This is a genomic window from Streptomyces sp. NPDC058796, assembly GCF_042745235.1.
Classification (GTDB): domain Bacteria; phylum Actinomycetota; class Actinomycetes; order Streptomycetales; family Streptomycetaceae; genus Streptomyces.
Genome location: NZ_JBHYOP010000004.1, coordinates 315,849 through 339,190, shown reverse-complemented (window position 1 = coordinate 339,190; position 23,342 = coordinate 315,849). Strand labels below are relative to the sequence as shown.

At 74.0% G+C, this 23,342-nt stretch carries 19 protein-coding genes; 7 read left to right on the top strand and 12 right to left on the bottom strand.

The genetic code is table 11. From position 1 onward, the window contains the following. Nucleotides 1–83: 83 nt before the first annotated feature. Nucleotides 84–2,129 carry a HelD family protein gene (locus tag ACFW47_RS13380; RefSeq protein ID WP_386305864.1) on the bottom strand — a complete coding sequence of 682 codons (2,046 nt, stop codon included), beginning with the start codon at nt 2,127–2,129 and terminating at the stop codon, nt 84–86. Between the two features lie 288 nt (nt 2,130–2,417). Between ACFW47_RS13380 and ACFW47_RS13375 the strand changes: the two genes are divergently transcribed. Beyond that, nucleotides 2,418–2,603 (top strand): hypothetical protein, encoded by a 186-nt coding sequence (locus tag ACFW47_RS13375; RefSeq protein WP_007390268.1) that lies wholly within the window; start codon nt 2,418–2,420, stop codon nt 2,601–2,603. A gap of 15 nt (nt 2,604–2,618) precedes the next feature. Here ACFW47_RS13375 and ACFW47_RS13370 read toward each other — a convergent pair whose 3' ends face one another. The 3 genes from ACFW47_RS13370 to ACFW47_RS13360 form a co-directional block, all read right to left on the bottom strand. Further along, a complete protein-coding gene (locus ACFW47_RS13370; protein WP_386280710.1) occupies nt 2,619–4,256 on the bottom strand; it encodes a DNA repair helicase XPB in 1,638 nt (545 codons plus the stop codon). 76 nt (nt 4,257–4,332) lie between these two features. Next, the gene (locus ACFW47_RS13365) at nt 4,333–4,545 is read right to left on the bottom strand and encodes a hypothetical protein (protein ID WP_386305862.1); all 213 of its coding nucleotides are present in this window, start codon (nt 4,543–4,545) and stop codon (nt 4,333–4,335) included. A gap of 396 nt (nt 4,546–4,941) precedes the next feature. Continuing rightward, nucleotides 4,942–7,506, bottom strand: a complete 2,565-nt coding sequence (locus tag ACFW47_RS13360) for a helicase-associated domain-containing protein (protein WP_386305861.1) — start codon at nt 7,504–7,506, stop codon at nt 4,942–4,944. 138 nt (nt 7,507–7,644) lie between these two features. On the opposite strand from ACFW47_RS13360, the gene ACFW47_RS13355 reads away from it, so the two are divergent. Together ACFW47_RS13355 and ACFW47_RS13350 are read left to right on the top strand one after the other, a co-directional pair. Continuing rightward, nucleotides 7,645–8,679, top strand: coding sequence for a hypothetical protein (locus ACFW47_RS13355; RefSeq protein ID WP_386280716.1), 1,035 nt, complete (start codon nt 7,645–7,647; stop codon nt 8,677–8,679). Nucleotides 8,680–8,830: 151 nt separating this feature from the next. Continuing rightward, nucleotides 8,831–9,493, top strand: a complete 663-nt coding sequence (locus tag ACFW47_RS13350; protein ID WP_386305859.1) for an HAD family hydrolase — start codon at nt 8,831–8,833, stop codon at nt 9,491–9,493. Here the strand turns inward: ACFW47_RS13350 and ACFW47_RS13345 are convergent. Next, on the bottom strand, nt 9,448–9,720 hold the full coding sequence (locus tag ACFW47_RS13345) for a hypothetical protein (RefSeq protein ID WP_386280720.1): 273 nt from the start codon (nt 9,718–9,720) through the stop codon (nt 9,448–9,450). The genes ACFW47_RS13350 and ACFW47_RS13345 overlap by 46 nt on opposite strands. A 162-nt stretch (nt 9,721–9,882) precedes the next feature. Between ACFW47_RS13345 and ACFW47_RS13340 the strand changes: the two genes are divergently transcribed. Next, entirely contained in the window at nt 9,883–10,266 is a 384-nt protein-coding gene (locus ACFW47_RS13340; protein WP_073729623.1) for a cold-shock protein, read from the top strand. Between the two features lie 11 nt (nt 10,267–10,277). On the opposite strand, the gene ACFW47_RS13335 is transcribed toward ACFW47_RS13340, so the two are convergent. The 4 genes from ACFW47_RS13335 to ACFW47_RS13320 form a co-directional block, all read right to left on the bottom strand. Continuing rightward, nucleotides 10,278–11,150 (bottom strand): 1,4-dihydroxy-6-naphthoate synthase, encoded by an 873-nt coding sequence (locus ACFW47_RS13335; protein WP_386280722.1) that lies wholly within the window; start codon nt 11,148–11,150, stop codon nt 10,278–10,280. Then, nucleotides 11,140–11,889, bottom strand: coding sequence for a futalosine hydrolase (locus ACFW47_RS13330; protein ID WP_386280725.1), 750 nt, complete (start codon nt 11,887–11,889; stop codon nt 11,140–11,142). The genes ACFW47_RS13335 and ACFW47_RS13330 overlap by 11 nt, the downstream gene beginning before the upstream one ends. Next, complete coding sequence (locus tag ACFW47_RS13325) at nt 11,859–12,326, bottom strand: DUF2771 domain-containing protein (RefSeq protein ID WP_386281250.1); 468 nt, start codon at nt 12,324–12,326, stop codon at nt 11,859–11,861. The genes ACFW47_RS13330 and ACFW47_RS13325 overlap by 31 nt, the downstream gene beginning before the upstream one ends. Nucleotides 12,327–12,446: 120 nt before the next feature. Next, nucleotides 12,447–13,838, bottom strand: a complete 1,392-nt coding sequence (locus ACFW47_RS13320; RefSeq protein WP_386280728.1) for an MFS transporter — start codon at nt 13,836–13,838, stop codon at nt 12,447–12,449. Between the two features lie 355 nt (nt 13,839–14,193). Here ACFW47_RS13320 and ACFW47_RS13315 point away from each other — a divergent pair, with 355 nt between their 5' ends. Then, on the top strand, nt 14,194–15,117 hold the full coding sequence (locus ACFW47_RS13315) for a DUF3027 domain-containing protein (protein ID WP_386280730.1): 924 nt from the start codon (nt 14,194–14,196) through the stop codon (nt 15,115–15,117). Between the two features lie 76 nt (nt 15,118–15,193). Next, on the top strand, nt 15,194–18,331 hold the full coding sequence (locus ACFW47_RS13310; protein WP_386305858.1) for a sacsin N-terminal ATP-binding-like domain-containing protein: 3,138 nt from the start codon (nt 15,194–15,196) through the stop codon (nt 18,329–18,331). Nucleotides 18,332–18,438: 107 nt separating this feature from the next. On the opposite strand, the gene ACFW47_RS13305 is transcribed toward ACFW47_RS13310, so the two are convergent. The 3 genes from ACFW47_RS13305 to ACFW47_RS13295 form a co-directional block, all read right to left on the bottom strand. Continuing rightward, nucleotides 18,439–20,832, bottom strand: coding sequence for an HAD-IC family P-type ATPase (locus tag ACFW47_RS13305; RefSeq protein WP_386305856.1), 2,394 nt, complete (start codon nt 20,830–20,832; stop codon nt 18,439–18,441). A gap of 99 nt (nt 20,833–20,931) precedes the next feature. After that, on the bottom strand, nt 20,932–21,441 hold the full coding sequence (locus ACFW47_RS13300; RefSeq protein WP_386305855.1) for a GNAT family N-acetyltransferase: 510 nt from the start codon (nt 21,439–21,441) through the stop codon (nt 20,932–20,934). A 5-nt stretch (nt 21,442–21,446) separates the two neighbouring features. Then, nucleotides 21,447–21,701: a DUF2530 domain-containing protein gene (locus tag ACFW47_RS13295; protein WP_386305853.1), complete on the bottom strand. Its 255-nt coding sequence runs from the start codon at nt 21,699–21,701 to the stop codon at nt 21,447–21,449. Between the two features lie 181 nt (nt 21,702–21,882). Between ACFW47_RS13295 and ACFW47_RS13290 the strand changes: the two genes are divergently transcribed. Beyond that, nucleotides 21,883–23,340, top strand: a complete 1,458-nt coding sequence (locus tag ACFW47_RS13290) for an NCS2 family permease (RefSeq protein WP_386305852.1) — start codon at nt 21,883–21,885, stop codon at nt 23,338–23,340. The last annotated feature ends 2 nt before the right edge of the window (nt 23,341–23,342 follow it).

Below are 23,342 nucleotides of genomic sequence, written 5' to 3'. Positions count from 1 at the left end.
GTTGGTGCTTGCGGGGGGCAGCCCGGCGTGGCGGGGCGCCGCTGCGCCCACCCGTGCCGCCCCAGCGGCACGACTGCCCGCAGCTACCGCAGCTGCGGCGGCAGGTCCGCCCCGTGGGTCACGATCAGGCCCGACACCGCGCGGGTCAGGCAGACGTACAGCCGCCGCAGACCCGTCCGTTCGTCCGGTTCGCCGTCGACCACCGCCCTCGGCTCGTCCAGGATCACGTAGTCGTACTCCAGGCCCTTGGCCAGCGAGGCCGGGACCAGGGTCAGACGGGTGGAGCGAGTGGTCTCCTCGCCGGGGCCGACGAAGCCGATGCCCGCCGACCCGAGGGCCGCCGCCAGCTCCGGCACCCGCGCGTCGGCGGCGATCAGGCCCACCGAACCCTCCCGCTCCAGCAGCTCGGCGCAGGCCTTCACCACGTCCGCCGTACCGGCGTCCGTCCCCCGGACGTCGAAGAATCCCGGGTTCTCACGGATCGAGGCCACCGGCGTCAGCCCCGGCGCGATGTGCGGCAGCAGCCGGGACGCGTACGCGATCACGTCCGTCGGCACGCGGAAACCGGCCGTCAGCTCCTCGACCACCGCCCCGTCCTTGCCCAGGTGGGCCAGTGCCTCGGCCCAGCTGCGGGTCGCCCACGCAGTCGTGCCCTGCGCCAGGTCGCCCAGGACGGTCACCGAGCCGGTGGAGCAGCGCCGGCCCACCGCGCGGTACTGCATGGGGGAGAGGTCCTGCGCCTCGTCGAGGACGACGTGCCCGAGGGAGTGGGTGCGCTCGATCAGGTCAGTGGCCTCGTCGATCAGCACGGCGTCGGCGGGTGACCACCTGGCGGACTTCACCGAGCGGGCCGGCTTCACCCACAGCACGGCCTTCTGCTCCTCCTCGGTGAGGACGCCGTCCGCGTGCTGGGCGAGGAAGTCCGCGTCGGTCAGCAGGCGCAGGACGAGCTTGGCGGGATCGACCTGCGGCCAGACGGTCTTCACCATCGCCTTCACGGCGGCGTTGCGCGCCACCGCGTTCTGCACCCGGTCGTCCGGCGCCTCGCCCGCCCGCTCCATCTGCACCAGCACGGCGTGCGCGACGCGCTGCGGAAGGGCCTCGCGGGCGGCGCCGTAGCGGATGTCGCGGGCGAGCAGCTCGCGGACGATCTCCTCCAGTTCGTACGCCGTGACCCGCCAGCGCCGCGAGCCGCGCACCACGACGACGCCCTCGGTGGGCAGGGTGACGTGCGAGTACAGGGCGCGCCGCAGCACCTGCGCCATCCGCGCGTCACCCTTGATCACCGCCGTCGCCGCCTCGTCGCTGCCGCGCACCTCGACGTGGGCCACCAGGTCGTCGACCGTGGCCTGGCGGACCGTCAGCTCGCCCAGCGCCGGGAGGACCTGCTCGATGTAGTGCAGGAAGGAGCGGTTCGGGCCGATGACGAGGGTGCCCGTGCGGGCCAGGCGCTCGCGGTGGGCGTAGAGGAGGTAGGCGACCCGGTGCAGGCCCACGGCGGTCTTACCGGTGCCCGGGCCGCCCTGCACGCAGACCGACCCGGACAGCCCGGCGCGCACGATCTCGTCCTGCTCGGGCTGGATGGTCGCCACGATGTCCCGCATCGGGCCGACGCGGGGCCGCTCGATCTCCTGCTGGAGCAGCTTGCTGGTGGTCTCGGCCTCGGCGGGGTCCGACAGGTGCTCGTCCTCGTACGCCGTGAGGTCGCCGCCGGTGTAGCCGAAACGGCGGCGCAGGGCGACGTCCAGCGGGTTCTTCTTCGACGCCTGGTAGAACGGCTGGGAGACCGGCGCCCGCCAGTCGATCACCATCGGGTCGCCGTCGGCGTCGTGCACGTGCCGCCGTCCCACGTAGAAGCGCTCGCCGTCCGCGCCCTCCGCCTGGTCGGCGCCGGGGGAGTGCAGGTAGTCGAGGCGGCCGAAGAACAGCGGGGTCTCGCTGAGGTCGGCCAGCGCCTTGATGCGCTCCTCGATCTGGCTCTCCAGCACGGCGGCGTTGACCCAGTTCGCGGTGACGTCGGTGATGTCGAGGGACTCGACGTCCTCCCGCATGGCGCGCAGGGCGGAGCGCGAGGCGGCGAGGTGGGCGCGCTCTTTGGCGAGGGGGTCGTCGTGGACGGGCGTGGACAAGGGGGTGCCTCCGGATGACCTGCGGTACGGCCTGCGATGGTGGGCGCGGTTTCCGCGCGCGGTGGGCCGGCCGGTTTCCGTCCGGTCGGCGGCACTCCGTGGGGAGGCGGGCAAGAGCGGAGATTCTAGGGGAGCGGCCGGGATACGGGCCAACGGTTTTCCCGCCCCCTAGGGGATCGCGTACTCCGCTCCGGGGGACGCGCTCCCCCCTCGGTCGTAGCGCGGGACGCCGGGGATTGGGCCCGCAGACCGATGCCGGCCGGGGGTGGGCAGTCGCACCATGGAGACATGAGCGCAGCAACCATCTCCCCCGCCCCGGCACCGGGCCGCGCGTCCGGTGCCACGCCCGTGGCCGGCAGCCACCGGCACCGGCTCGGCGACGCCGTGCGCGCCGTGCGGGTGTTCGCCGGTGCCGCCTTCGACGTCGTCATCCTCGGCGAGTACGGCGAGGAGGCCGGCGTCCGCCGCCGCTGAGACCGAGTACGAGGGTCAGTTCAGGATCTCGTCCGCGTCCATGATCCGGTAGGCGTAGCCCTGTTCCGCCAGGAAGCGCTGGCGGTGGGCGGCGAAGTCCTGGTCGAGGGTGTCGCGGGCGACGACCGAGTAGAAATGCGCCTGGTGGCCGTCGGCCTTCGGCCGCAGCACCCGGCCCAGGCGCTGCGCCTCCTCCTGCCGGGAGCCGAAGGTGCCCGACACCTGGATCGCGACCGTCGCCTCCGGCAGGTCGATCGAGAAGTTCGCGACCTTCGACACGACGAGGACGCTGATCTCGCCCTGCCGGAAGGACTCGAAGAGCTTCTCCCGCTGGGCGTTGGACGTGTCGCCCTTGATGACCGGCGCGCCCAGGTGCTCGCCCAGCTCGTCGAGCTGGTCGATGTACTGGCCGATGACGAGGATCTGCTGCCCGGCGAAGCGCCGCACGATCGCCTCCGTCACCTTGCGCTTGGTGTCGGTCGTCGCGCAGAAGCGGTACTTCTCCTCCGCCTCGGCGGTGGCGTACGCGAGCCGCTCGGAGTCGGTGAGGTTGACCCGGACCTCCACGCAGTCGGCGGGCGCGATGTAGCCCTGCGCCTCGATCTCCTTCCAGGGCGCGTCGAAACGCTTGGGCCCGATGAGGGAGAACACGTCCGACTCGCGGCCGTCCTCGCGGACGAGGGTCGCGGTCAGACCGAGGCGGCGGCGGGCCTGGAGGTCCGCGGTGAACTTGAAGACCGGCGCCGGCAGCAGGTGCACCTCGTCGTAGACGATCAGCCCCCAGTCGCGGGAGTCGAACAGCTCCAGGTGCGGGTAGACGCCCTTCCGCCGCGTCGTCAGCACCTGGTACGTGGCGATGGTGACCGGCCGGATCTCCTTCTTCGTGCCGCTGTACTCGCCGATCTCGTCCTCGGTCAGCGAGGTGCGCTTGACCAGCTCGTGCTTCCACTGCCGGGCGGAGACCGTGTTGGTGACCAGGATCAGCGTCGTCGACTTCGCCTGCGCCATCGAGCCGGCGCCGACCAGCGTCTTGCCCGCGCCGCAGGGGAGGACGACGACACCACTGCCGCCGTGCCAGAAGTTCTCCACCGCCTGCTTCTGGTACGGGCGCAGCGCCCAGCCGTCCTCGGCCAGCTCGATCGGGTGCGCCTCGCCGTCGACGTACCCGGCGAGGTCCTCGGCGGGCCAGCCCAGCTTCAGCAGCGTCTGCTTGATCTGGCCGCGCTCGGAGGGGTGCACGGCCACCGTGTCGGGGTCGATGCGGGCGCCCACCAGCGGCGCGATCCGCTTCGACTTCAGGACCTCCTCCAGCACCGGCCGGTCGGTGGTCGTCAGGACCAGGCCGTGCGCCGGGTGCTTGGAGAGGGTGAGGCGGCCGTAGCGGTCCATCGTCTCGGCGATGTCGACGAGCAACGCGTGCGGCACCGGGTAGCGGCTGTGCTCGACGAGCGCGTCGACGACCTGCTCGGCGTCGTGGCCCGCGGCCCGGGCGTTCCACAGGCCCAGCGGGGTCACCCGGTAGGTGTGGATGTGCTCCGGCGCCCGCTCCAGTTCGGCGAAGGGCGCGATGGCCCGACGGCATTCGCCGGCCTGCTCGTGGTCGACCTCGAGGAGCAGGGTCTTGTCGGACTGGACGATCAGCGGACCATTCACGGGCGGCACCCTTTCGCGTGCGTACGGCCGACAGCGGCTCGGCCAACAGTCCAGTGTGCCTGATCGTCCCGGCGGGCTACCGCAGAGCGATGTTGTTGATCAGCGGGCCCTCGACCGTGACCCCCTCGGTGACCAGGGACCCCACAGTGGTGGCCGGCAGCGGCAGCGGCAGGGCGGCGGCCTTGGGGGCGAGGGCGCCGAACAGTGCGGCGGCGGTGATCAGGGCGGCGACGGAGACGGCCACGGCGGAACGGGCGGCGCGGTCCGGATCGGGGAGCTTGGAGCGCATGACGTGCCTTTCGGGAGGTGGGAGGCCGGGGGAAGCGGGCCGGGACCGGGGGGCTGGGACCCGGCCCGCCGTCAGGGGGCGTGAACGCGGACTTCAGCGAGCGGTCAGAGGGTCAGGCCTCCACCCAGGTCGATGCCGACCGCGGCGGCCTCGGCGGCGAACGCCGCGACCATCGCGGCGGTGGAGGTCAGGACGGTGGCGACTCGACGAACGGCACGCATCGGGTGATTCCTTTCGGTTCGGTGTTCAGGACACCCGGTGGCTGCCCGACCGCCGAAAAGTCGATGCGGATTATGAAAAAAGCTCCCTCTCAGGTGCTAATCACCCGGCGTGGCGTGCATGATCCGGCCCGTACCCCCGAAAGAGGGGCGCGTACGAGGGCGGCGGAGGGGCGCGTCAGGGCGCGTCGTCGGCCAGTTCGGCCACGCCCGTGATCCGGTGCAGCGGGTACGTGCGCACCTCGTCCGCCGTGTGGTCGTACGCCGTCACGAAGCCGCCCTCCACCCGGATCGGGGCGATGACGCGCTGGCTGGCGGCGCCCTCCGCGTTCACGTAGCCGATCCACAGCGCCTCGCCGGTCAGCACCGCCGCCTGCACGGTGGCGAGGGTCTCGGCGGCACTCGTGCGGGGCAGCTCGCCGCCCGCAGCCGGGCCGCCGCCCGCGCCCTCTCCGGCGCCCGGCTTGCGCGGGGCCGTGGAGGCGAGGTCGCCGGCCCGGATGGCGCGCACCGCGGCCGTCAGGAGGGTGTCGTCGGGCACCGGCGGACCGTCCGGGACCGGATGGGGCGCGGTACGGGGCGGGGTGCGGTGGGCGTCGGCACGGGCGATCAGCACGTCACCGGCGGCGGACTCCGCGGCCGGCGCGAACCCCATCGAACGCAGCCCCTCCAGCAGCGCCGACGGATCGGCCTGCGCGGCCAGCACGGTCGGCGCGAGACGGCGCAGGCCCAGGCCGGCGGCCCGCTTGTCGGCGAGGATCTCGTCCAGCGTCGCGTCGTCGTCGCAGCGCACGTACGCCGAGGCCGCGCCGACCCGCAGCCGCCCGTGCCGCCGGGCCACGTCGTCGATCAGGTACGTCAGCGGCTGCGGAACCGGCGTGCGGGAGTGCCGGGCCAGGAAGGCGTGCAGGTCGGCGGCGCTCTGCCCGGCGTCCAGCGCGCGCCGTACCGAACCCGGCGTGAACCGGTAGACGGTCGCCCCGCCCTTCGACTCCACGTCCGCGAGCACCCCCAGCACGTCGGCCAGCTCCCGCTCCAGCGGCCCCGGCGCCACCGCCGTCAGGTCGGCCTGGAGCAGCACGTGGTCCAGCGGCTCGGGCAGCAGCGGCGCGAGCAGCCGCGCGGCGGCCGCGGTGGCTGCGGCCTGCTCGGCGGGGTTCGCGGGGGCGGGCACGGGGGCCGTGCGGTGGTGGTGGACGGGAAGCTTGTCGCCGGGGCCCTCGGACTCGGGCTCCGCCGCCGGGTGGTGCGCGGGCTCGGGCGCGCCGATCAGCGCCCGGCCGGGTGCCGCGAGCGCGCCGCGCCCGGTGACGCCCAGCAGCTCGGCCTCGGACAGGGTCCACCGGGCGAGCCGGCCGCGCAGGTCGTCGTCCCGCTGCTGGGGCCCGCGCAGGGGGCGTTCCCAGCGCAGCCGGGCCAGCACCGACTCCTCGTCGGGCGAGGCGCCCTCGGGCAGCCCCGCCAGCAGGGCCAGCACCCGGTGCCGTACCTCCGGCGCCGCCGAACGGTCCAGGTTCGGGCCCAGCGCCGAGAGCGTGCGGTCCTTCGCGTCCCGCCCGCCGACCACGCCCGGCGTCCGGGTCGCCGTCAGCCACGACTCGGCCAGCAGCGCCCACCGCTCGGCCGGCGGCAGCTCGCGCCACTCGTCGTACGCCGGCGTCGCCGCGTACCGCTCGTCCGCCTCGCCGTCGGAGGCGATCAGCCCGGCCGCGTAGGCCAGTTCCACCCAGAAGGCGGCCACCGGCTCGGGCACGTCCAGGGCGACGGCCGTCCGCTTCAGGTCGCGCACGCTCAGCCCGCCGGCCCGCAGCACCGCCGGGCCGCCCTCGTCCCACTCCTTCAGCAGCTCGTCGACGGTGGCCAGTGCCGCCAGCGCCTGTCCGGCCGCGGTGGCGTCCACAACCTGTGGACGGTGCGTGGCCGCGGCCTCCACCGGCGGCGGCACCGGCTCGGGCGTCCGGTGCGCCCGCCCCGCGCGCAGGTGCAGGGCGACCTCGCGGGGCAGGACGACGGTGCCGGGCGCGGTCGGCAGCAGCAGGCCCCGGTCCAGCAGCGCCCGCAGGTGGGCCGCCGGATCGTGGGTGACCTGCCCGTACGGCGGGCCCCACATCAGCCGCTCCAGCACCTCCCGGGACTCCCCGGGCAGGGCGGCCAGCAGCGCCGCCATCCGCTCCCGGTCGGTGAACAGCTCGCCGAGCGCGGACACGGCGGAGACGGAGTCGTGGGTCGAGGCCAGCCCCGCCGCGGTGAGGATCTCCTGGATCCGCCCCGGCGACATCCCCGCGGTCGCCTCCCGCACGGTCGGCCCGAGACCCGTCGGGGACGGGTGCTGCGGGGACGGCGCGAGCAGCTCGCGGGCGGTGCGCACCAGCCGCAGCCGGTCGTCGGCGCCCCACACCAGCGCCTGCTCGCGCAGCAGCGCCACGGACCGGGGCAGGGCGGCGGTGACGGCCGGGTCGCCCTCGTCACCGGCCATGAGCCGCAGCAGCTCCTCGTACGGCGCCGGGTCCGCCGCCACGGCCAGCGCCTCGGCCGTCTGCAGCGCGAACCGGTCCAGCCGCTCCAGGGCGCGTACGACCGAGGCGCGGGTGCCGGCGCGGGTGGCGAGCTGCGTGAGGTCCGTGGGGACGGGGGTGACGAGGTCGGGACGGCTGCGCAGGAGGGCGGCCAGCGAGACGTCGTCCCTGACGCGGAGCGCCTCCGCGAGGGAGCGGGGGGCCGCGGACTTCTCCTCGGTGCTCATCCGGCCCACGGTAGCGGGTGGGTACGACGGCGGGGCGGTGCGTGCGCCGGTGACGTGCGCGGGGGTACCCGCCGGGCGGGCGGGGATTGGGTACCGTCGTCCGACGGGGCACCACAACACACCGGCCCGGAGGGGTTCGTGGGGATCGAGAGCGACCAGGTCGTCTTCGAGTATCTGAGCCGCGTCGGCGACGTGGCCCAGCAGCGGCAGCTGCCGTCGGCCACCCGCATGCGGCTGGTGTCCGAGCTGCGGGGTGAGATCGACAAGAGCCGGGCGAAGGCGGTCGTGGACAGTCCCGCCGCCGTCCGCCGCATCCTGGACCGGCTCGGCAGCCCCGACGACGTCGTGGACGCGGCGGGCGGCGCGAGCGGTGTCCGCCGCCCGCCGGTGCCGCCGCCGACCGCCGTGCCCGAACAGCCGGACGGCGGGCCGCGCGAGAAGGAGAAGCGCAGGGGCCTGCGCCGCGCCGTCCCCCGTCCCGCCGCACCCGAGGCCGCCCCAGCCCCCTCCCCGGCGTCCGCCGCCTCCCCGCCGCACCTGGCGGGCGCCCACGAGCTGGGCGACAGCGCGGCCCAGCGCGACTGGTGGCGGGTGGACAGCGGCCCGTACGGGGGCATCGGCGACCAGGTGCCCGGGTTCGTCGGCGGGGTGGAGATCCCGGACCTGCTCAAGCCACCGCCGACGGAGCGGGACGAGGCCGAGCGGAAGGAACGGGAGCGGCGGGCCGCCGAGAAGGCCGAAGCGGCCGGGGCGGTGGGGGAGGCCGCCGAGCCGGCCGCCGCGCAGGCTGCGGCGTCCCGTCGCCGCAGTCTGCCCCGCCTGTGGCCCGAGGGCGGCTGGAACAACCCGCTGCTGCTCCTGGCCGCCGCCCTGCTGATCGGCGGCGCCGTCATGGGCAGCCTGGTCCCGCTCGGCCTGGGCTGGCTGATCGCCTACCTCTCCCGGCGCCTCACCCCCGCCCAGTCGAAGTGGGCGGTACTCGGCCTGCCCGGCACGGTCGCCGCCGCCGGTGTCGTCTGGCTGTGGGGCCGCACGGAGGGCCGCTGGGGCGACCCCATCGCCGAGGGCCACATGAACGAGGCGGTCACCGAGACCTGGCCCTGGGTCCTGCGCACCGCGGCCGTGGCCACGGCCCTGTACCTCCTGTGGCGAGCCCGCCGGCCACGGGGCTGACCGGGGCTCCGCCCCTGGAGCCCGGCTCGGCCTCGGCCTCGGACCTGATCCCAGGCCTGGCCTCGGGCCTCGGGCCCGGCCGAGGACCCCGGACCCTGGCCCCGTCCCCCGAATCCCGCCCCGCCACCGTCCGCCCGGCACAATGGAGCCCATGGCCTCCACCACCCGCCCCGCGTCCGCGCCCACCGTCGGCTTCGACCTCGACATGACGCTGATCGACTCGCGCCCCGGCATCCGCGCCTGCTACGTGGCGCTGACCGAGCGGACCGGGACGTACGTCGACGCCGACCTGGCCGTCACGCGGCTCGGGCCGCCGCTGGTGGAGGAGCTGGCGCACTGGTTTCCGGCCGAGGAGATCGAGGCCGTCGCCGACCTGTACCGGGAGATGTACCCGACGTACGCCGTCGCCGCCACGCCCGCGCTGCCCGGCGCCCGCGAAGCCGTCGCCGCCGTGCGCGAGGCGGGCGGGCGGGCGATCGTCGTCACCGCCAAGTACGAGCCCAACGCCAAGCTGCACCTGGCCCACCTGGGCATAGAGCCGGACGCCGTGATCGGCGACCTGTGGGCCGAGCAGAAGGCCGTCGCCCTGCGCGAGCACGCCGCGGACGTGTACGTCGGCGACCACCTCGGCGACGTGCGCGGCGCCCGTGCCGCCGGAGCCCGCTCCGTGGCGGTGGCCAGCGGCCCGTGCGGTGCCGAGGAGCTGCGGGAGGCCGGCGCCGACGTGGTCCTCGGTGACCTGACCGAGTTCCCGGAGTGGCTCGCGGACTACTGCGGCGCCGGCTCCGGCGGGGTGGACGCCGCGCGGGCCTGACGCCGGCCCGCCGCGATCGACTGGAAGACACCCGCCCCGGCGATGAGGAAGCCGACCCCCATCAGCATGCTCAGCACGAACATGTAGGTGGGAAAGGGCGTCGTGCCCAGCAGCAGCGGGGCCACCGTGACCAGAGTGGCCACGGTGCCGACGAAGAAGACGATCGCACCGGCGCGGATCAGTCGGTCACCGGGCGCGGCGGAATTCGTTCGGGTTTTGTCACGCACCCGACCAGGGTAGTTCCCAGCCCTGAGGAACAGCCGGGGGACGTCTTGTCACCGGCTGGAAGAGCATTAGCCTGGGTACCGGCGGGTCGGAGGACCCGCCCAAGTGCTATCAAGAGCCGTTTCCGAGCAGTTTTTCCGACGAGTACGAGGACGAGGACAGACGTGCCTACCGGCAAGGTCAAGTGGTTCAACAGCGAGAAGGGCTTCGGCTTCCTCTCCCGCGACGACGGCGGCGACGTCTTCGTGCATTCCTCGGTCCTCCCCGCCGGAGTCGAGGCACTGAAGCCGGGGCAGCGAGTCGAGTTCGGTGTGGTCGCCGGGCAGCGCGGCGACCAGGCACTCTCCCTCACCCTGCTGGACCCGGCCCCGTCGGTCGCGGCCGCCCAGCGCAAGAAGCCCGACGAGCTGGCGTCGATCGTCCAGGACCTGACGACGCTCCTGGAGAACATCACCCCGATGCTGGAGCGCGGCCGCTACCCCGACAAGACCGCCGGCAAGAAGATCGCCGGTCTGCTGCGCGCGGTCGCCGACCAGCTCGACGTCTGACCGCCACGCCGCTACGGGAACGCCAGCGCGTCCGGGCCGAGGGCCGGTACCAGTCCCTCGGCCGCCGCGCGGGTCAGCAGACCCCGGACCGCCGCGTAGCCGTCCTCGCCGAGGTCGGCCGTGAACTCGTTGACGTACAGCCCGATGTGCTGGTCGGCGACGGCCGGGTCCATCTCCTGCGCGTGCTCCATGACGTACGGCCGGGACGCCTCAGGGTCGTCCCAGGCCGCGCGGACCGAGGCGCGCACGGAGTCGGCCAGCCGGGTCAGCGCCGCCTCGCCCAGCGACCGCTTGGCGATGATCGCGCCGAGCGGGATCGGCAGCCCGGTGGTCCGCTCCCAGTGCTCGCCCATGTCGGCGAGCTTGTGCAGCCCGTAGTTCCGGTACGTGAAGCGCGCCTCGTGGATCACGAGTCCCGCGTCGATCTTCCCGTCCCGCACGGCCGGCATGATCTCGTGGAACGGCATGACCACGATCTCGCCGACCCCGCCGGGCACGGTGTCGGCCGCCCACAGGCGGAAGAGCAGGTAGGCGGTGGAGGTCTCGCTCGGCACGGCGACCGTGCGGCCCCTCAGGTCCGCGTCCGCGTTCCGCGTCAGCACCAGCGGCCCGCAGCCCCGGCCCAGCGCGCCGCCGCAGGGCAGCAGGGCGTACTCGCCGAGGACGTACGGCAGTACGGCGTAGGACACCTTCAGCACGTCGAACTCGCCGCGCTCGGCCATGCCGTTGGTGATGTCGATGTCCGCGAAGGTCACGTCGAGGGCGGGGGCGCCCGGGACGCGGCCGTGGGCGAGGGCGTCGAAGACGAAGGTGTCGTTCGGGCAGGGGGAGTACGCGATCCGCAAGGGCCCGGTCGGCTCGGCGGGCACGGTCTCAGTCGTCATGTGGGTTCCAACTCGTGAGGACGGGGGCGAGCTTCCCGAAGGCGTCCGTCAGGGCCGCCAGCGCGTCGCCGATGCGCCAGGCGGCGCGGTCGCGCGGGCCGACCGGGTTGGACACCGCGCGCAGCTCCAGCACGGGCACGCCGTGCGCGGCGGCGGCCTCGGCGACGCCGAAGCCCTCCATCGCCTCGGCCAGGGCGCGCGGGTGGCGGGCGCGCAGCAGCGCGGCGCGTTCGGCGGTGCCGGTGACGGTGGACCCGGTCAGGACGGTGCCGGCGCGGGCACCGGTCGCGGCGGCGACGGCGGCGACGAGGCCGGCGGGCGGGAAGTGGGTGACGGTGCCGAAGCCGAGTTCGGTCACCGGCAGGAATCCGTCGGCGGTCTCGGCGCCCAGGTCGGCGGCGGTGATCTCGTCGGCGACGACGAGGGAGCCGACGGGCGCCTGGGGCGCGAAGCCGCCGCCGATGCCGGCCGAGACGACCAGGGCGTAGGGGGCGCCGTCGAGGGCCGCAGCGGTCAGGGCGGCGGCGGTGGAGGCGGCGGCGAGGGCGGGGCCGACGCCGGCCGCGAGGAGGTCCGGGCCGTGCGGCGGCCGGTGCAGGGTGGCCCCGGGGCGGGGCACCTCCGTGCCGGCCCCCGGGAACGCCCGGGCCACCGCGTCCCGTTCGACGGGGACCGCGGTGGCCACGAGGACGCGTACGGAGGACGTGGTCAGTCGTCCTTCTTCAGCCGGAAGGACCACAGACCGGTGGCCTCCTCGCTGTCGACCTTGCCGTCGCCGACCTTGAGGGTGACGAGCGTCGAGTCGCCCTGGGCGCCGTACTGGGCGTTGAAGAACACGCTGGCCGGAACCGTGCGGTAGGTGTTGGACGTGTCGTTGATCAGCTGCTGACCGTTCATCAGGATCGTCCAGCGCTGGTCCGCGATCTCCGGGTCCACACCGAAGCGCACGGTCTCGTCGGGGTTGACCGAGATGGACTCGACGTCGTCCTTCTCCAGGCACTTCTGGATCTCGGCGGTCTCCAGGGTCTTGCCCTCGCCGCCACAGGTGGCCTCGGAGCTGACCGAGTCACTGCCGACCGTGACCGTGGCCATGGGCGTCGGCTGGTCGCAGGCGGACAGCAGGAGCAGTCCGGCGGATACGGCGCCGGCGGCGGCGACGGCGCGGCGGCGTCGCACAGCGGATTGCAACGTGGTCATGGTGCGAAGGCTATACGGCGCCCCCGGCCCGCCCCCCACCTGGGTACGGCGTGGCGTGATCACGCCACCCGGGTCGTGCCACCCCGGTCAGGTCTCGCGTCACGCCACCCTCGGCCGGCCCGCTCCCTTGTGCCGGGCCGAGTCGATCAGCCCCCGTACGGTCGTCAGCCACCCGGCGGCGACGATCGCCGCCGCCACCGCGAGGCCCAACGTGCCGTTGAGCGGCAGCACGATGCCGACCGCGCCGCCCAGCACCCAGGAGACCTGGAGCAGCGTCTCCGAGCGCGCGAACGCCGAGGTGCGCACCTGCTCCGGGACGTCCCGCTGGATCAGCGCGTCCAGCGACAGCTTGGCCAGTGCCTGCGCGAACCCGGCGACCGCCGCCAGGCACGCGACCAGCACGGTGCTGAAGAACACCGCCGCCGTGATCCCGGCGCCCAGCACCACGGCGACGACGGTCACGATGATGATCTCCGGCGCCCGCGAGCGCAGCCACGCCCCGACCGCCGTGCCCAGCGCGTTGCCCGCGCCCGCCGCGACGCCCACGATGCCCAGCGACACGGCCGCGCTCTGCCCGGACAGCGGATGCACCCGCAGCAGGAAGGCCAGGAAGAAGATCAGGAACCCGGACAGGCAGCGGATCGCCGCGTTGGCGGCCAGCGCGTGCGTCACCGCCGGGCCCACCGTGCGAAGCCCGGGACGTTTGACGGGCTTGCGGTGCGGGCCGTGCAGGTGCCGTTCGTCGGCGGCGAGCAGCGCCCGGTCCTCGCCCCGTGCCGAGTCCACCTTCGGCGGCAGCGTGAAGGACAGCACCGTCCCCGCCACGAAGATCACGAAGGCGCCGTACAGCGGCCAGCGCGGTCCGATCGCCTGCAGTCCCGCCGCGATCGGCGCGGCCACGCCGGTGGCGAGCAGCCCGCACAGGGTCACTCTCGAGTTCGCCTTCACCAGGGAGAACCGCGGCGGCAGCAGCCGCGGCACCACCGCACTTCTGACCACGCCGTACGCCTTCGAGGCGACCAGCACGCCGAGCGCCGCCGGATACATCTCGATGCTGCCGCCGATCACCGCCCCGGACAGCACCAGCGCGAGCAGCGCCCGCGCGCCCATCGCGGCCGCCATCGCCGCGCGCCGGCCGTGCGGCAGGCGGTCCAGGAGCGGGCCGATCACCGGGGCGAGGAGCGTGAACGGGGCCATGGTGATGGCCAGGTAGAGCGCGACCCGCCCGCGCGCCTCGTCGGTCGGCACGGAGAAGAAGACGGTGGAGGCGAGGGCGACGGTGATCATCACGTCGCCGGCGCCGTTCACGCCGTGCAGTTCGATCAGCTTGCCGAGGCCGGACTCGCCGGCGCCGTGCGCGTGCGTCGCCTTGCGGATGCCGCGCGCCGTTCCGGTCACCGGCAGGCGCAGCGCCCGCCCGACCGCACGGAACCGGGAGCCGGGACCGCGCCCCCGGCTCCCGCCCTTGAACTCCGTCCGTGCGGCTGCCACCCCGTCATAGTGCCCCGAGAGCCGGGGCTGTAGCGTCCATACGGCACGTATGGCGGCCATCGAGTCGGGCGACGCCGGTCCCGCGGGCGGGCCGGGAGCACCGGGGATCGGGCGGCCGTACCCCGCCGAAGCTGCCGTCGGTGTAGGCCCAGCGCACATGAGCAGGTAGCGTGCGTAGCGCGCCGTGGCGAACGCTCTCGGCCGCGCGCCGTACGGCCATCCCGCAGAATGGATGACGTAGGTGCGCCCGAGCGCGATCGGGCGCGGACGTCGACGCGGTCCACAGGTCCGCTCCGTCCGCCCCTCGCAGGCAGTGGCGCACTCGTGAGACGGCGTATGGAGAGAAGCGATACCTGTGAGCGCAGCGACAACGCGAAGCCGCACCCCTGACCGCCTGTGCGCCGAGGCCGTCGACCTCGCCCGCGCCGCAGCCGAGGAGGCCGCCGCCCCCGGCGTCGTCGGCGAGCACGAGGGGATGGTGTCGGAGGGCGACCGGGTCGTCACCCACTACTTCGCCTGCAAGGAGCTCGGCTACCGCGGCTGGCGCTGGGCCGTCACCGTCGCCCGCGCCTCGCGCGCCAAGATCGTCACGGTGGACGAGGCGGTGCTGCTGCCCGGACCGGACGCCCTCCTCGCCCCCGAGTGGGTGCCGTGGAGCGAGCGGCTGCGCCCCGGCGACATGGGCCCCGGCGACCTGCTGCCCACCGACGCGGACGACCTGAGGCTGGAGCCCGGCTGGACCGGTGAGGACGAGCCGCCGCCGAACTCCGCCGTCTCCCACGAGATGGCCGACCTGGTGGAGGCGGAGGACGCGGAGCTGACCGCCGGACCGCCCGCCGAACTGTCGGCCGTCCCGGCCCGCGGCACGATCTCCGCGGTCGCCGAGGAACTGGGCCTGCGCCGCTCCCGGGTGCTGTCCCGGTACGGGCTGCACGTCGCCGCCGACCGCTGGGAGGAGGCCTTCGGGCCGAAGACCCCGATGGCCCAGGCGGCCCCCGCGGCCTGCGTGAGCTGCGGCTTCCTCGCCCGCATCGGCGGCTCGCTGGGGCAGGCCTTCGGGGTGTGCGCCAACGAGTTCTCCCCGGCCGACGGGCGGGTCGTGTCGCTGGCCTACGGGTGCGGCGGGCACTCGGAGGCGGCGGTGATGCCGAAGCCGCCGCGGGTGGCTCCGCCGGTGATCGACGAGACACGGGTCGACCCGTTTCCGCTGCGGCCGGCGGCGGACTCCGGGTCGGTGTCCGTGGCCGAGGACGAGGCGGCGGATCTCGGGCACTCGTAGCTGCGGCGCGGGCCGCGTCCACGGGTGAGCGGATGAGGTGTGTCGTGGCTCGCGGCGGTACCTTCGTGGTCCGTCGATGAGGAGAGTCACCGTGAGCATGTTCGTGCGGCCTGCCGCCGAGGGCGCCGATCCGTTCGGTACGGCACGTCTGCGGCGCGGGGTGCTGGACGCCTGGGCGACCAGTCCGGCCCGGTTCCGTGAGGACGCCAACGCGGAGGAGGACCTCGTCCTCGGCGGCTACCGCGACCGGCTCGTCGTCGAGCTGGCGCAGAACGCCGCCGACGCCGCCGCCCGCGCGGGCGTGCCCGGACGGCTCCGGCTCACCCTGCGCGACGGCGTCCTCGTCGCCGCCAACACCGGCGCCCCGCTGGACGCGGCCGGCGTCGAGTCGCTGTCCACGCTGCGCGCCTCCGCCAAGCGGGACGCGGGCCAGGGCGCCGTCGGCCGGTTCGGGGTCGGTTTCGCCGCCGTCCTCGCCGTCACCGACGAACCCGCGGTCGTCGGCCGGCACGGTGGCGTGCGCTGGTCCCTGGCCGAGGCACGGGGACTGGCCGGCGACACGGCCCTGCACAGCCCCGGCCTGGGCGACGAGATCCGGCGCCGCGACGGACACGTCCCGCTGCTGCGGCTGCCGTTCCCCGCCGAGGGCAGCGCCCCGAGCCCCTACGACACGGCCGTCATCCTCCCGCTGCGCGACACGGCCGCCGCCGACCTCGCCGAACGGCTCCTGAACGCCGTGGACGACGCGCTGCTCCTCGCCCTGCCGGGGCTGGAGGAGGTCGTGGTCGAGGCCGGGGACGAGACGCGCGCGCTGTCCCGCCGCGCCGAGGGCCCCCTGACCGTCGTCGAGGACTCCCGGGAGGGCACCACCCGCTGGCGCACCTGCGCCGCGCACGGCCCGCTCACCCCCGACCTCCTCGCCGACCGGCCGGTCGAGGAACGGCTGCGCCCGCACTGGTCGGTGACCTGGGCGGTGCCCGTGGACGCCGACGGCGGCCCCGCACACCCCCGTACCGGCCCCGTCCTGCACGCGCCGACGCCCAGCGACGAACCCCTCGGCGTGCCCGCCCTGCTCATCGCGTCCTACCCGCTGGACTCCACCCGCCGGCACGCCGCGCGCGGCCCGCTGACCGACTTCCTGACCGAGCGGGCGGCGGACGCCTACGCCGGTCTGCTCGCCGACTGGAGCCCGGTCTCCGCCGGACTCGTCGACCTCGTGCCCGGACCGCTGGGCAAGGGCGAACTGGACGGCGCGCTGCGCCAGGCGATCCTGGAACGGCTGCCCCGCACCGCCTTCCTGCCGCCCGCCGCCGCACCGCGGGAGGACGACCCGGACCTGCCCGGGTCCCTGCGCCCCCGGGACGCCGAGGTGGTCGAGGGCGCCGGCGCCGACACCGTACGCGTCCTCGCCGAAGTGCTGCCGACGTTGCTGCCCGCCGGTCTGGAGCGCCGCGTGGAGCTGCGCACCCTGGGCGTGGCACGGGTGCCGCTGACCGACGCGATCGACCGGCTCGCGGGTCTGGAGAAGGCCCCCGTGTGGTGGCGGAGCCTCTACGACAGCCTCGCCGGGGTCGACCCCGACCGGCTGTCCGGGCTGCCCGTGCCCCTCGCGGACGGCCGTACGACCATCGGTCCCCGGCAGGTGCTGCTGCCCTCCCCGGACGCCGCCGCCCTCGACCCGGAGGTCCTCACCCGTCTCGGCCTCAAGGTCGCCCACCCGGACGCCGCCCACCCGCTCCTGGAGAAGCTCGGCGCCCTCCCGGCCACCCCGCGCGCCGTGCTCACCACCCCGCAGGTGAGGGCCGCCGTCGCCGCCTCCCTCGACGACGAGGGCGGCACCAACTGGGAGGAGGACACCCTCGACGCCGACGAACTGGCCGACACCGTCCTCGGCCTGGTCCGCGACGCAGGTCTCGAACCCGGCGACGAACCCTGGCTCGGCGCCCTCGCCCTGACCGACGAGGACGGCGAACTCTCCCCGGCCGGTGAACTCGTCTACCCCGACGGCCCCTTCGCCCGGGTCATGCGCGAGGACGAACTCGCCGCCGTGGACGCCGAACTGGCCGAGAAGTGGGGCCCGGAGCCGCTGGCCGCCTGCGGCGTCCTCGTCACCTTCGCCCTGGTCCGCGCCACCGACGTCGTCCTCGACCCCGACGAACTGGAGCCCCGCGAGGGCGACTTCGCCGAGCCGGACGACCCGGGCCTGCTGGACGCCGTGGACGTGTGGAGCGAGGACGTCCTCGACCGCTTCCCCGACAGCCCCGTCCCGCCGGTCGCCACCGAGATCGTGGCCGTGCGCGACCTGGACCTCGTCGACGACGACCGCTGGCCCGAGGCCCTCGCCCTGCTGTCCCGGCCCCCGCTGCGCGACGCCCTGGTCCAGCCGGTGCGCGTCCTGCTGCACGACGGCACCCACGAGGTCGTACGGCCCTACACCGCGTGGTGGCTGCGCGGGCACCCCGTGCTCGGCGGACGCCGCCCGGCCGGTCTGCGCGCGGCGGGCGGCGACCCGCTGCTGCGCGGCCTGTACGACGAGGCCGACGCGTCCGGCTTCGAGGACGAGCAGGTGCTGCGGGCGCTGGGCGTACGCACCTCGGTGGCCGCCCTGCTCGACGAGCCCGGCGGCGCGGCCGAGCTGCTGGACCGCCTCGCCGACCCCGAACGGCCCGTCACGGCCGCCCAGCTCCACGCTCTGTACGGCGCGCTGGCCGACCTGGACCCCGAGCAGGTCACCCTGCCGGACGAGGTGCGGGCCGTGGTCGACGGGCGGGTGGAGGTGGTGGACGCCGCCGACGCCGTGGTCGTCGACTCGCCCGACCTGCTGCCCTTCACGACCGGCGTCCCGCTGCTGCCGGTACGCCCGGCCCGGGCCGCCGAACTGGCGGAACTGTTCCAGGTGCGTCGGCTGAGCGAATCCGTCACCGGCGCGGTGGACTCCGAGGGCACCGAGCACGACGTACCGGAGCCGGTGCGGGTGCTGCTCGGGGCACGGACCCCGGCGTCGTACGTGGAGCACGAGGAGCTGGTCGTCGACGGCGTGGAGATCGACTGGCGGGTCACGGACGACGGTGCGCTGCACGCGGCGACGCTGGAGGGGGTGGCGGCGGGGCTGGCCTGGGCGGCGGGGCAGTGGCCGCGGCGCTTCGAGGTCGCGGCGCTGCTGGAGGACGAGTCGCGCACGGAGGAGCTGGCCAGGGACCGCTGGTTCGACTAGGGGTCTCCCGCCCACGCGAACACTCGGCGTACGAATGTCCTCGGAGCGCTCAGAAGAGCGCTCCGAGGACACTTGGGGGCGAAGCGTTCACGTTCTGAGGACACCCCTCACACCGGCAGACGCCGGTCCACCCACCGCCACGTCACCTCCAGCAGACCCGCGCCGGCAACCGCGATGCCGACGGCGGTCCACGGCATCGTCACCCCCACCAGCTTCAACGCGAAGAAGTCCTGCAACCACGGCACCACCAGCACGATCACGAAACCCAGCCCCATCGCCGCCACCAGCAGCACCCGCCACCACGTGTACGGCCGGGCGATGATCGCCAGCACCCACATCGACACCAGGAACAGCGTCAGCGTCGCCGCGCTGGTCTCCGCGTCCAGCGCGCCCGGCCCCGAGTAGTGCTGCCGGGCGACGAGGTACGTCACGAACGTCGCCGCACCCGCCACCACGCCGCCCGGGATCGCGTACCGCATCACGCGCCGGACGAAGTGCGGTCTGGCCCGTTCCCTGTTCGGGGCGAGGGCCAGGAAGAAGGCCGGGACGCCGATGGTGAGCGTGGAGAGCAGGGTCAGGTGCCGGGGCAGGAACGGGTACTCGACCTGCGAGCAGACCACGAGGATCGCCAGCAGCACCGAGTACACGGTCTTCACCAGGAACAGGGTCGCGACCCGCGTGATGTTGCCGATGACGCGGCGTCCCTCGGCCACCACCGACGGCAGCGTGGCGAAACTGTTGTTCAGCAGCACGATCTGCGCGACCGCCCGCGCGGCCTCCGAACCGGAGCCCATCGCCACGCCGATGTCGGCGTCCTTGAGCGCGAGGACGTCGTTGACGCCGTCGCCGGTCATCGCGACCGTGTGCCCGCGTGACTGGAGGGCGCCCACCATGTCCCGCTTCTGCTGCGGGGTGACCCGGCCGAACACCGTGCCCTCGTCCAGCGCCCCCGCCATCTCCTCCCGGCCGACGGGCAGCCGGCGCGCGTCCACGGTCGCGCCGGACAGCCCGAGTCCCGCGGCCACCGCGCCGACCGACACCGCGTTGTCCCCGGAGATGACCTTGGCGCGGACGTCCTGGTCGGCGAAGTAGCGCAGGGTGTCGGCGGCGTCCGGGCGCAGCCGCTGCTCCAGGACGACCAGGGCCGTGGGCGTCACGTCCTCGGCCACCGCGGGGTCGTCCAGCTCCCGCCGGGCGCGGGCCAGCAGCAGCACCCGAAGCCCCCGCTCGTTGAGCCGCCCCGTCTCCGCGAGGGCGGGGGCGTCCTCGGCCAGCAGGACGTCGGGCGCGCCCAGCAGCCACGTGCCGGTGGCGCCGTCGGCCTCACTGAGGGCGGCGCCGCTGTACTTGCGGGCGGAGGAGAAGGGCAGCGACTCGGTGCAGCGCCAGTCCTCGGGGGCCGGGTATGCCGCGATCACGGCCTGGAGGGACGCGTTCGGGCGGGGGTCGGACTCGCCGAGGGCGCCGAGCACCGTACGGACGTACGCCTCGTCGGCGCCGTCGAGCGGGCGCAGTTCGGTGACGTCCATGCCGCCCTCGGTGAGGGTGCCGGTCTTGTCGAGGCAGACCGTGTCGACGCGGGCCAGGCCCTCGATGGCGGGCAGCTCCTGGACGAGGCACTGCTTGCGGCCGAGGCGGATGACGCCGATCGCGAAGGCGACGGAGGTCAGCAGGACCAGGCCCTCCGGGACCATGGGCACGATGCCGCCGACGGTCCGGGCGACGGAGTCGTCCAGCTCGTTGTCCTTGGCGAGCAGCTGGCTGAGGATCAGGCCGAGCGCGGTCGGGACCATCATCCAGGTGACGTACTTCAGGATCGTGGAGATGCCGGAGCGCAGCTCGGACTGGACCAGGGTGAAGCGGGAGGCCTCCTCGGCGAGCTGGGCGGCGTACGCCTCGCGGCCGACCTTGGTCGCCTGGAAGGCGCCGCCGCCCGCCACCACGAAGCTGCCGGACATGACCTGGTCCCCGGGCCGCTTGACGACCGGGTCGGCCTCGCCGGTCAGCAGCGACTCGTCGATCTCCAGCCCGTCCGACTCGACGCACACCCCGTCGACGACGACCTTGTCCCCCGGCCCGATCTCGATCACGTCGTCCAGCACGATCTCGGAGGTGCTGACGGCGGAGGCCGTCCCGTCCCGGCGCACGGTGGGCCGGACCTCGCCGATCAGGGCCAGCGAGTCCAGGGTCTTCTTCGCCCGCCACTCCTGGACGATGCCGATACCGGTGTTGGCGAGGATCACGAAGCCGAACAGGCTGTCCTGGATCGGGGCGACGATCAGCATGATCACCCAGAGCACACCGATGATCGCGTTGAAGCGGGTGAAGACGTTGGCGCGGACGATGTCGGTCAGCGAGCGGCTGCTGCGTACGGGCACGTCGTTGACCTGGCCGCGCGCCACCCGTTCGGCGACCCCGGCCGCCGTCAGGCCGGTCGCCGGGGTCGGGGGGTGAACGGGGTGCGCGGAGTCGAGTCGGTCGTCCGCGTCGAGATGCGTCATGCATTCGACGGTACGTGCGGTTTTGGGGCGTCACCCGCCGAATGCGTGGAAGTTCCGACCTGGGGATGACGGGAGGCGGGGACGGATGATGCCCTGGTACTACGGGGTGTGGGCGGCACCACGCAGGTCGCCCAGATCGCGCCGGAAGGTCAGCCCGGCGCGCCCGTCGAGCCGCGTCTCGCCGGTGTGGACGAAGCCGGTGCGGGTGAGCACGGCCCGCGAGGCGGCGTTGTCGACGGTGGCGGCCGCCCGCAGCGCGGTCAGTCCGTAGCTCCGGGCGGCGAGGGCGCACACCTCCCGCACGGCCCTGGTGGCCAGGCCCTGCCCGGCGGCCCGTTCGGCGATCCGGTAGCCGAGGTCGGCGACGCCCTGCTCGACGTCCACGAGGTTGACCCGGCCGAGTATCCCGCCGTCGGTACCGACCAGCACGTGGAAGTGGCAGACACCGGCCTCCTGCTCGGCCAGCAGGGCGCGGAGCCGTTCGTTGAAGTCGGCGAACCAGTCGTCGCCCCGGTCGGGTACGGAGGCGGCGAACCAGGCCCGGTTCTCCCGCTCGAAGGCGAGCAGGGCGGGCGCGTGGTCGGCGCGCAGGCGTCGCAGTCCGGGCACGGGCGTCAGCCGGCGTCCCGTGCCGCCCGCTTGAGGGCCGCGTCGCGCTTGCGCACGTACCAGATGCCGATCAGGCCGAGGCCGGCGCCGGCCAGGCAGGTCCACACCCACCAGGTGTGCCCGTGGTCGTCGAACCAGCCGTAGAAGGGCAGCTGCACCAGGAAGAGGACGAACCACAGGACGGTGCCGCCGACGATGGTCGGAACCACGGGGCCCTCCAGGGGCTCCGGTGCCTCGTGCGTGGGTGTCCACTTCGTCATGCGTACAGCTTACGAGGCGCCCGGCCGCGGTCCGAGGGGGCGCCGCCACCCGGGGTCTACGCGCGGAGATAGCGATCAGGGGCTCATACGTTCATACTGAACCCGTTTGTCTCTGACCGCTTTCATTCGTAGGAAACACCAACAAGGCCGTGGGGGAACCTGTTGGTGATGAGGTCCACCCATGCCCACCTCGGCCTCCGCCAAGGTCCCCCCGTCCCCCGAGTCGCCGGAAGACCGGCGGCCCCCGCAGAACGGCCTCGACCGCTACTTCAAGATCTCCGAGCGCGGCAGCACCCTGTCCCGTGAGATCCGCGGCGGCTTCGCCACCTTCTTCGCGATGGCCTACATCATCGTGCTGAACCCGATCATCCTGGGCAGCGCGAAGGACATGTACGGCAACCAGCTGGACAACGGTCAGCTGGTCACCGCGACCGCCCTCACGGCGGCCTTCACCACGCTCCTGATGGGCGTCATCGGCAACGTCCCGATCGCGCTCGCCGCCGGTCTCGGCGTGAACTCCGTCGTCGCCCTCCAGCTCGCCCCGCGGATGTCCTGGCCGGACGCCATGGGCATGGTGGTGCTGGCCGGCTTCGTCGTGATGCTGCTGGTCGCCACCGGCCTGCGCGAGCGGGTCATGAACGCCGTGCCGTACGGCCTGCGCAAGGCCATCGCCATCGGCATCGGCCTGTTCATCCTGCTGATCGGCCTCGTCGACTCCGGGTTCGTCACCCGGATGCCGGACGCCGCCCAGACCACCGTCCCGCTCCAGCTGGGCACGGGCGGGCACCTGCTCGGCTGGCCCGTGCTGGTCTTCGTCCTCGGTGTGCTGCTCACCCTGGCGCTGATCGTCCGCAGGACCCCCGGCGCGATCCTGATCTCGATCGTCGTGATGACCGTCGTCGCGATGGTCATCAATCTGATCGCCGACGTCCCCTCCTGGGGTCTGACCACCCCCGAGTGGCCCGGCAACCCGGTCGCCAACCCGGACTTCGGCCTGGTCGGCGAGGTCAGCCTGTTCGGCGGGTTCGAGAAGGTCGGCATCCTGACCGGGGTGCTGTTCGTGTTCACCGTCCTGCTCTCGTGCTTCTTCGACGCGATGGGCACGATCATGGCGGTCAGCGACGAGGCGAAGCTGACCGACGGCGAGGGCCAGATGCCGGGCATCAACAAGGTCCTGTTCGTCGACGGCATCGCGGTCGCCACCGGCGGTGCCAGTTCCGCGTCGGCGACGACCTGCTTCGTGGAGTCCACGGCCGGCGTCGGCGAGGGTGCGCGCACCGGTTTCGCGAACATCGTCAGCGGCGGGCTGTTCGCCCTGGCCCTGTTCCTCACGCCGGTCGCCACGATGGTGCCGTCCCAGGCGGCCACCCCGGCGCTGGTCGCGGTCGGCTTCCTCATCCTGGCCGGCTCGATCAGGGAGATCGACTGGAGCGACTTCACGATCGCCATCCCGGCCTTCCTGACGATGCTGATGATGCCGTTCACCTACTCGATCACCAACGGCATCGGCATGGGCTTCATCGCCTTCTCCGTGCTGCGCCTGGCCGTCGGGCGGGGGCGCGAGGTCCCGGTCACGATGTACGCGGTGTCGGCGGTCTTCGCCTTCTACTACCTGATGCCGGCCCTGGGCCTGACGTGATC

Coding starts and splice junctions, on each gene's coding strand:
- ACFW47_RS13375 (WP_007390268.1), top strand. CDS start 2,418: ATGAGCGCAGCAACCATCTCCCCCGCCCCGGCACCGGGCCGCGCGTCC.
- ACFW47_RS13365 (WP_386305862.1), bottom strand. CDS start 4,545: ATGCGCTCCAAGCTCCCCGATCCGGACCGCGCCGCCCGTTCCGCCGTG.
- ACFW47_RS13360 (WP_386305861.1), bottom strand. CDS start 7,506: ATGAGCACCGAGGAGAAGTCCGCGGCCCCCCGCTCCCTCGCGGAGGCG.
- ACFW47_RS13350 (WP_386305859.1), top strand. CDS start 8,831: ATGGCCTCCACCACCCGCCCCGCGTCCGCGCCCACCGTCGGCTTCGAC.
- ACFW47_RS13335 (WP_386280722.1), bottom strand. CDS start 11,150: ATGACGACTGAGACCGTGCCCGCCGAGCCGACCGGGCCCTTGCGGATC.
- ACFW47_RS13310 (WP_386305858.1), top strand. CDS start 15,194: ATGAGGAGAGTCACCGTGAGCATGTTCGTGCGGCCTGCCGCCGAGGGC.
- ACFW47_RS13305 (WP_386305856.1), bottom strand. CDS start 20,832: ATGACGCATCTCGACGCGGACGACCGACTCGACTCCGCGCACCCCGTT.
- ACFW47_RS13295 (WP_386305853.1), bottom strand. CDS start 21,701: ATGACGAAGTGGACACCCACGCACGAGGCACCGGAGCCCCTGGAGGGC.
- ACFW47_RS13290 (WP_386305852.1), top strand. CDS start 21,883: ATGCCCACCTCGGCCTCCGCCAAGGTCCCCCCGTCCCCCGAGTCGCCG.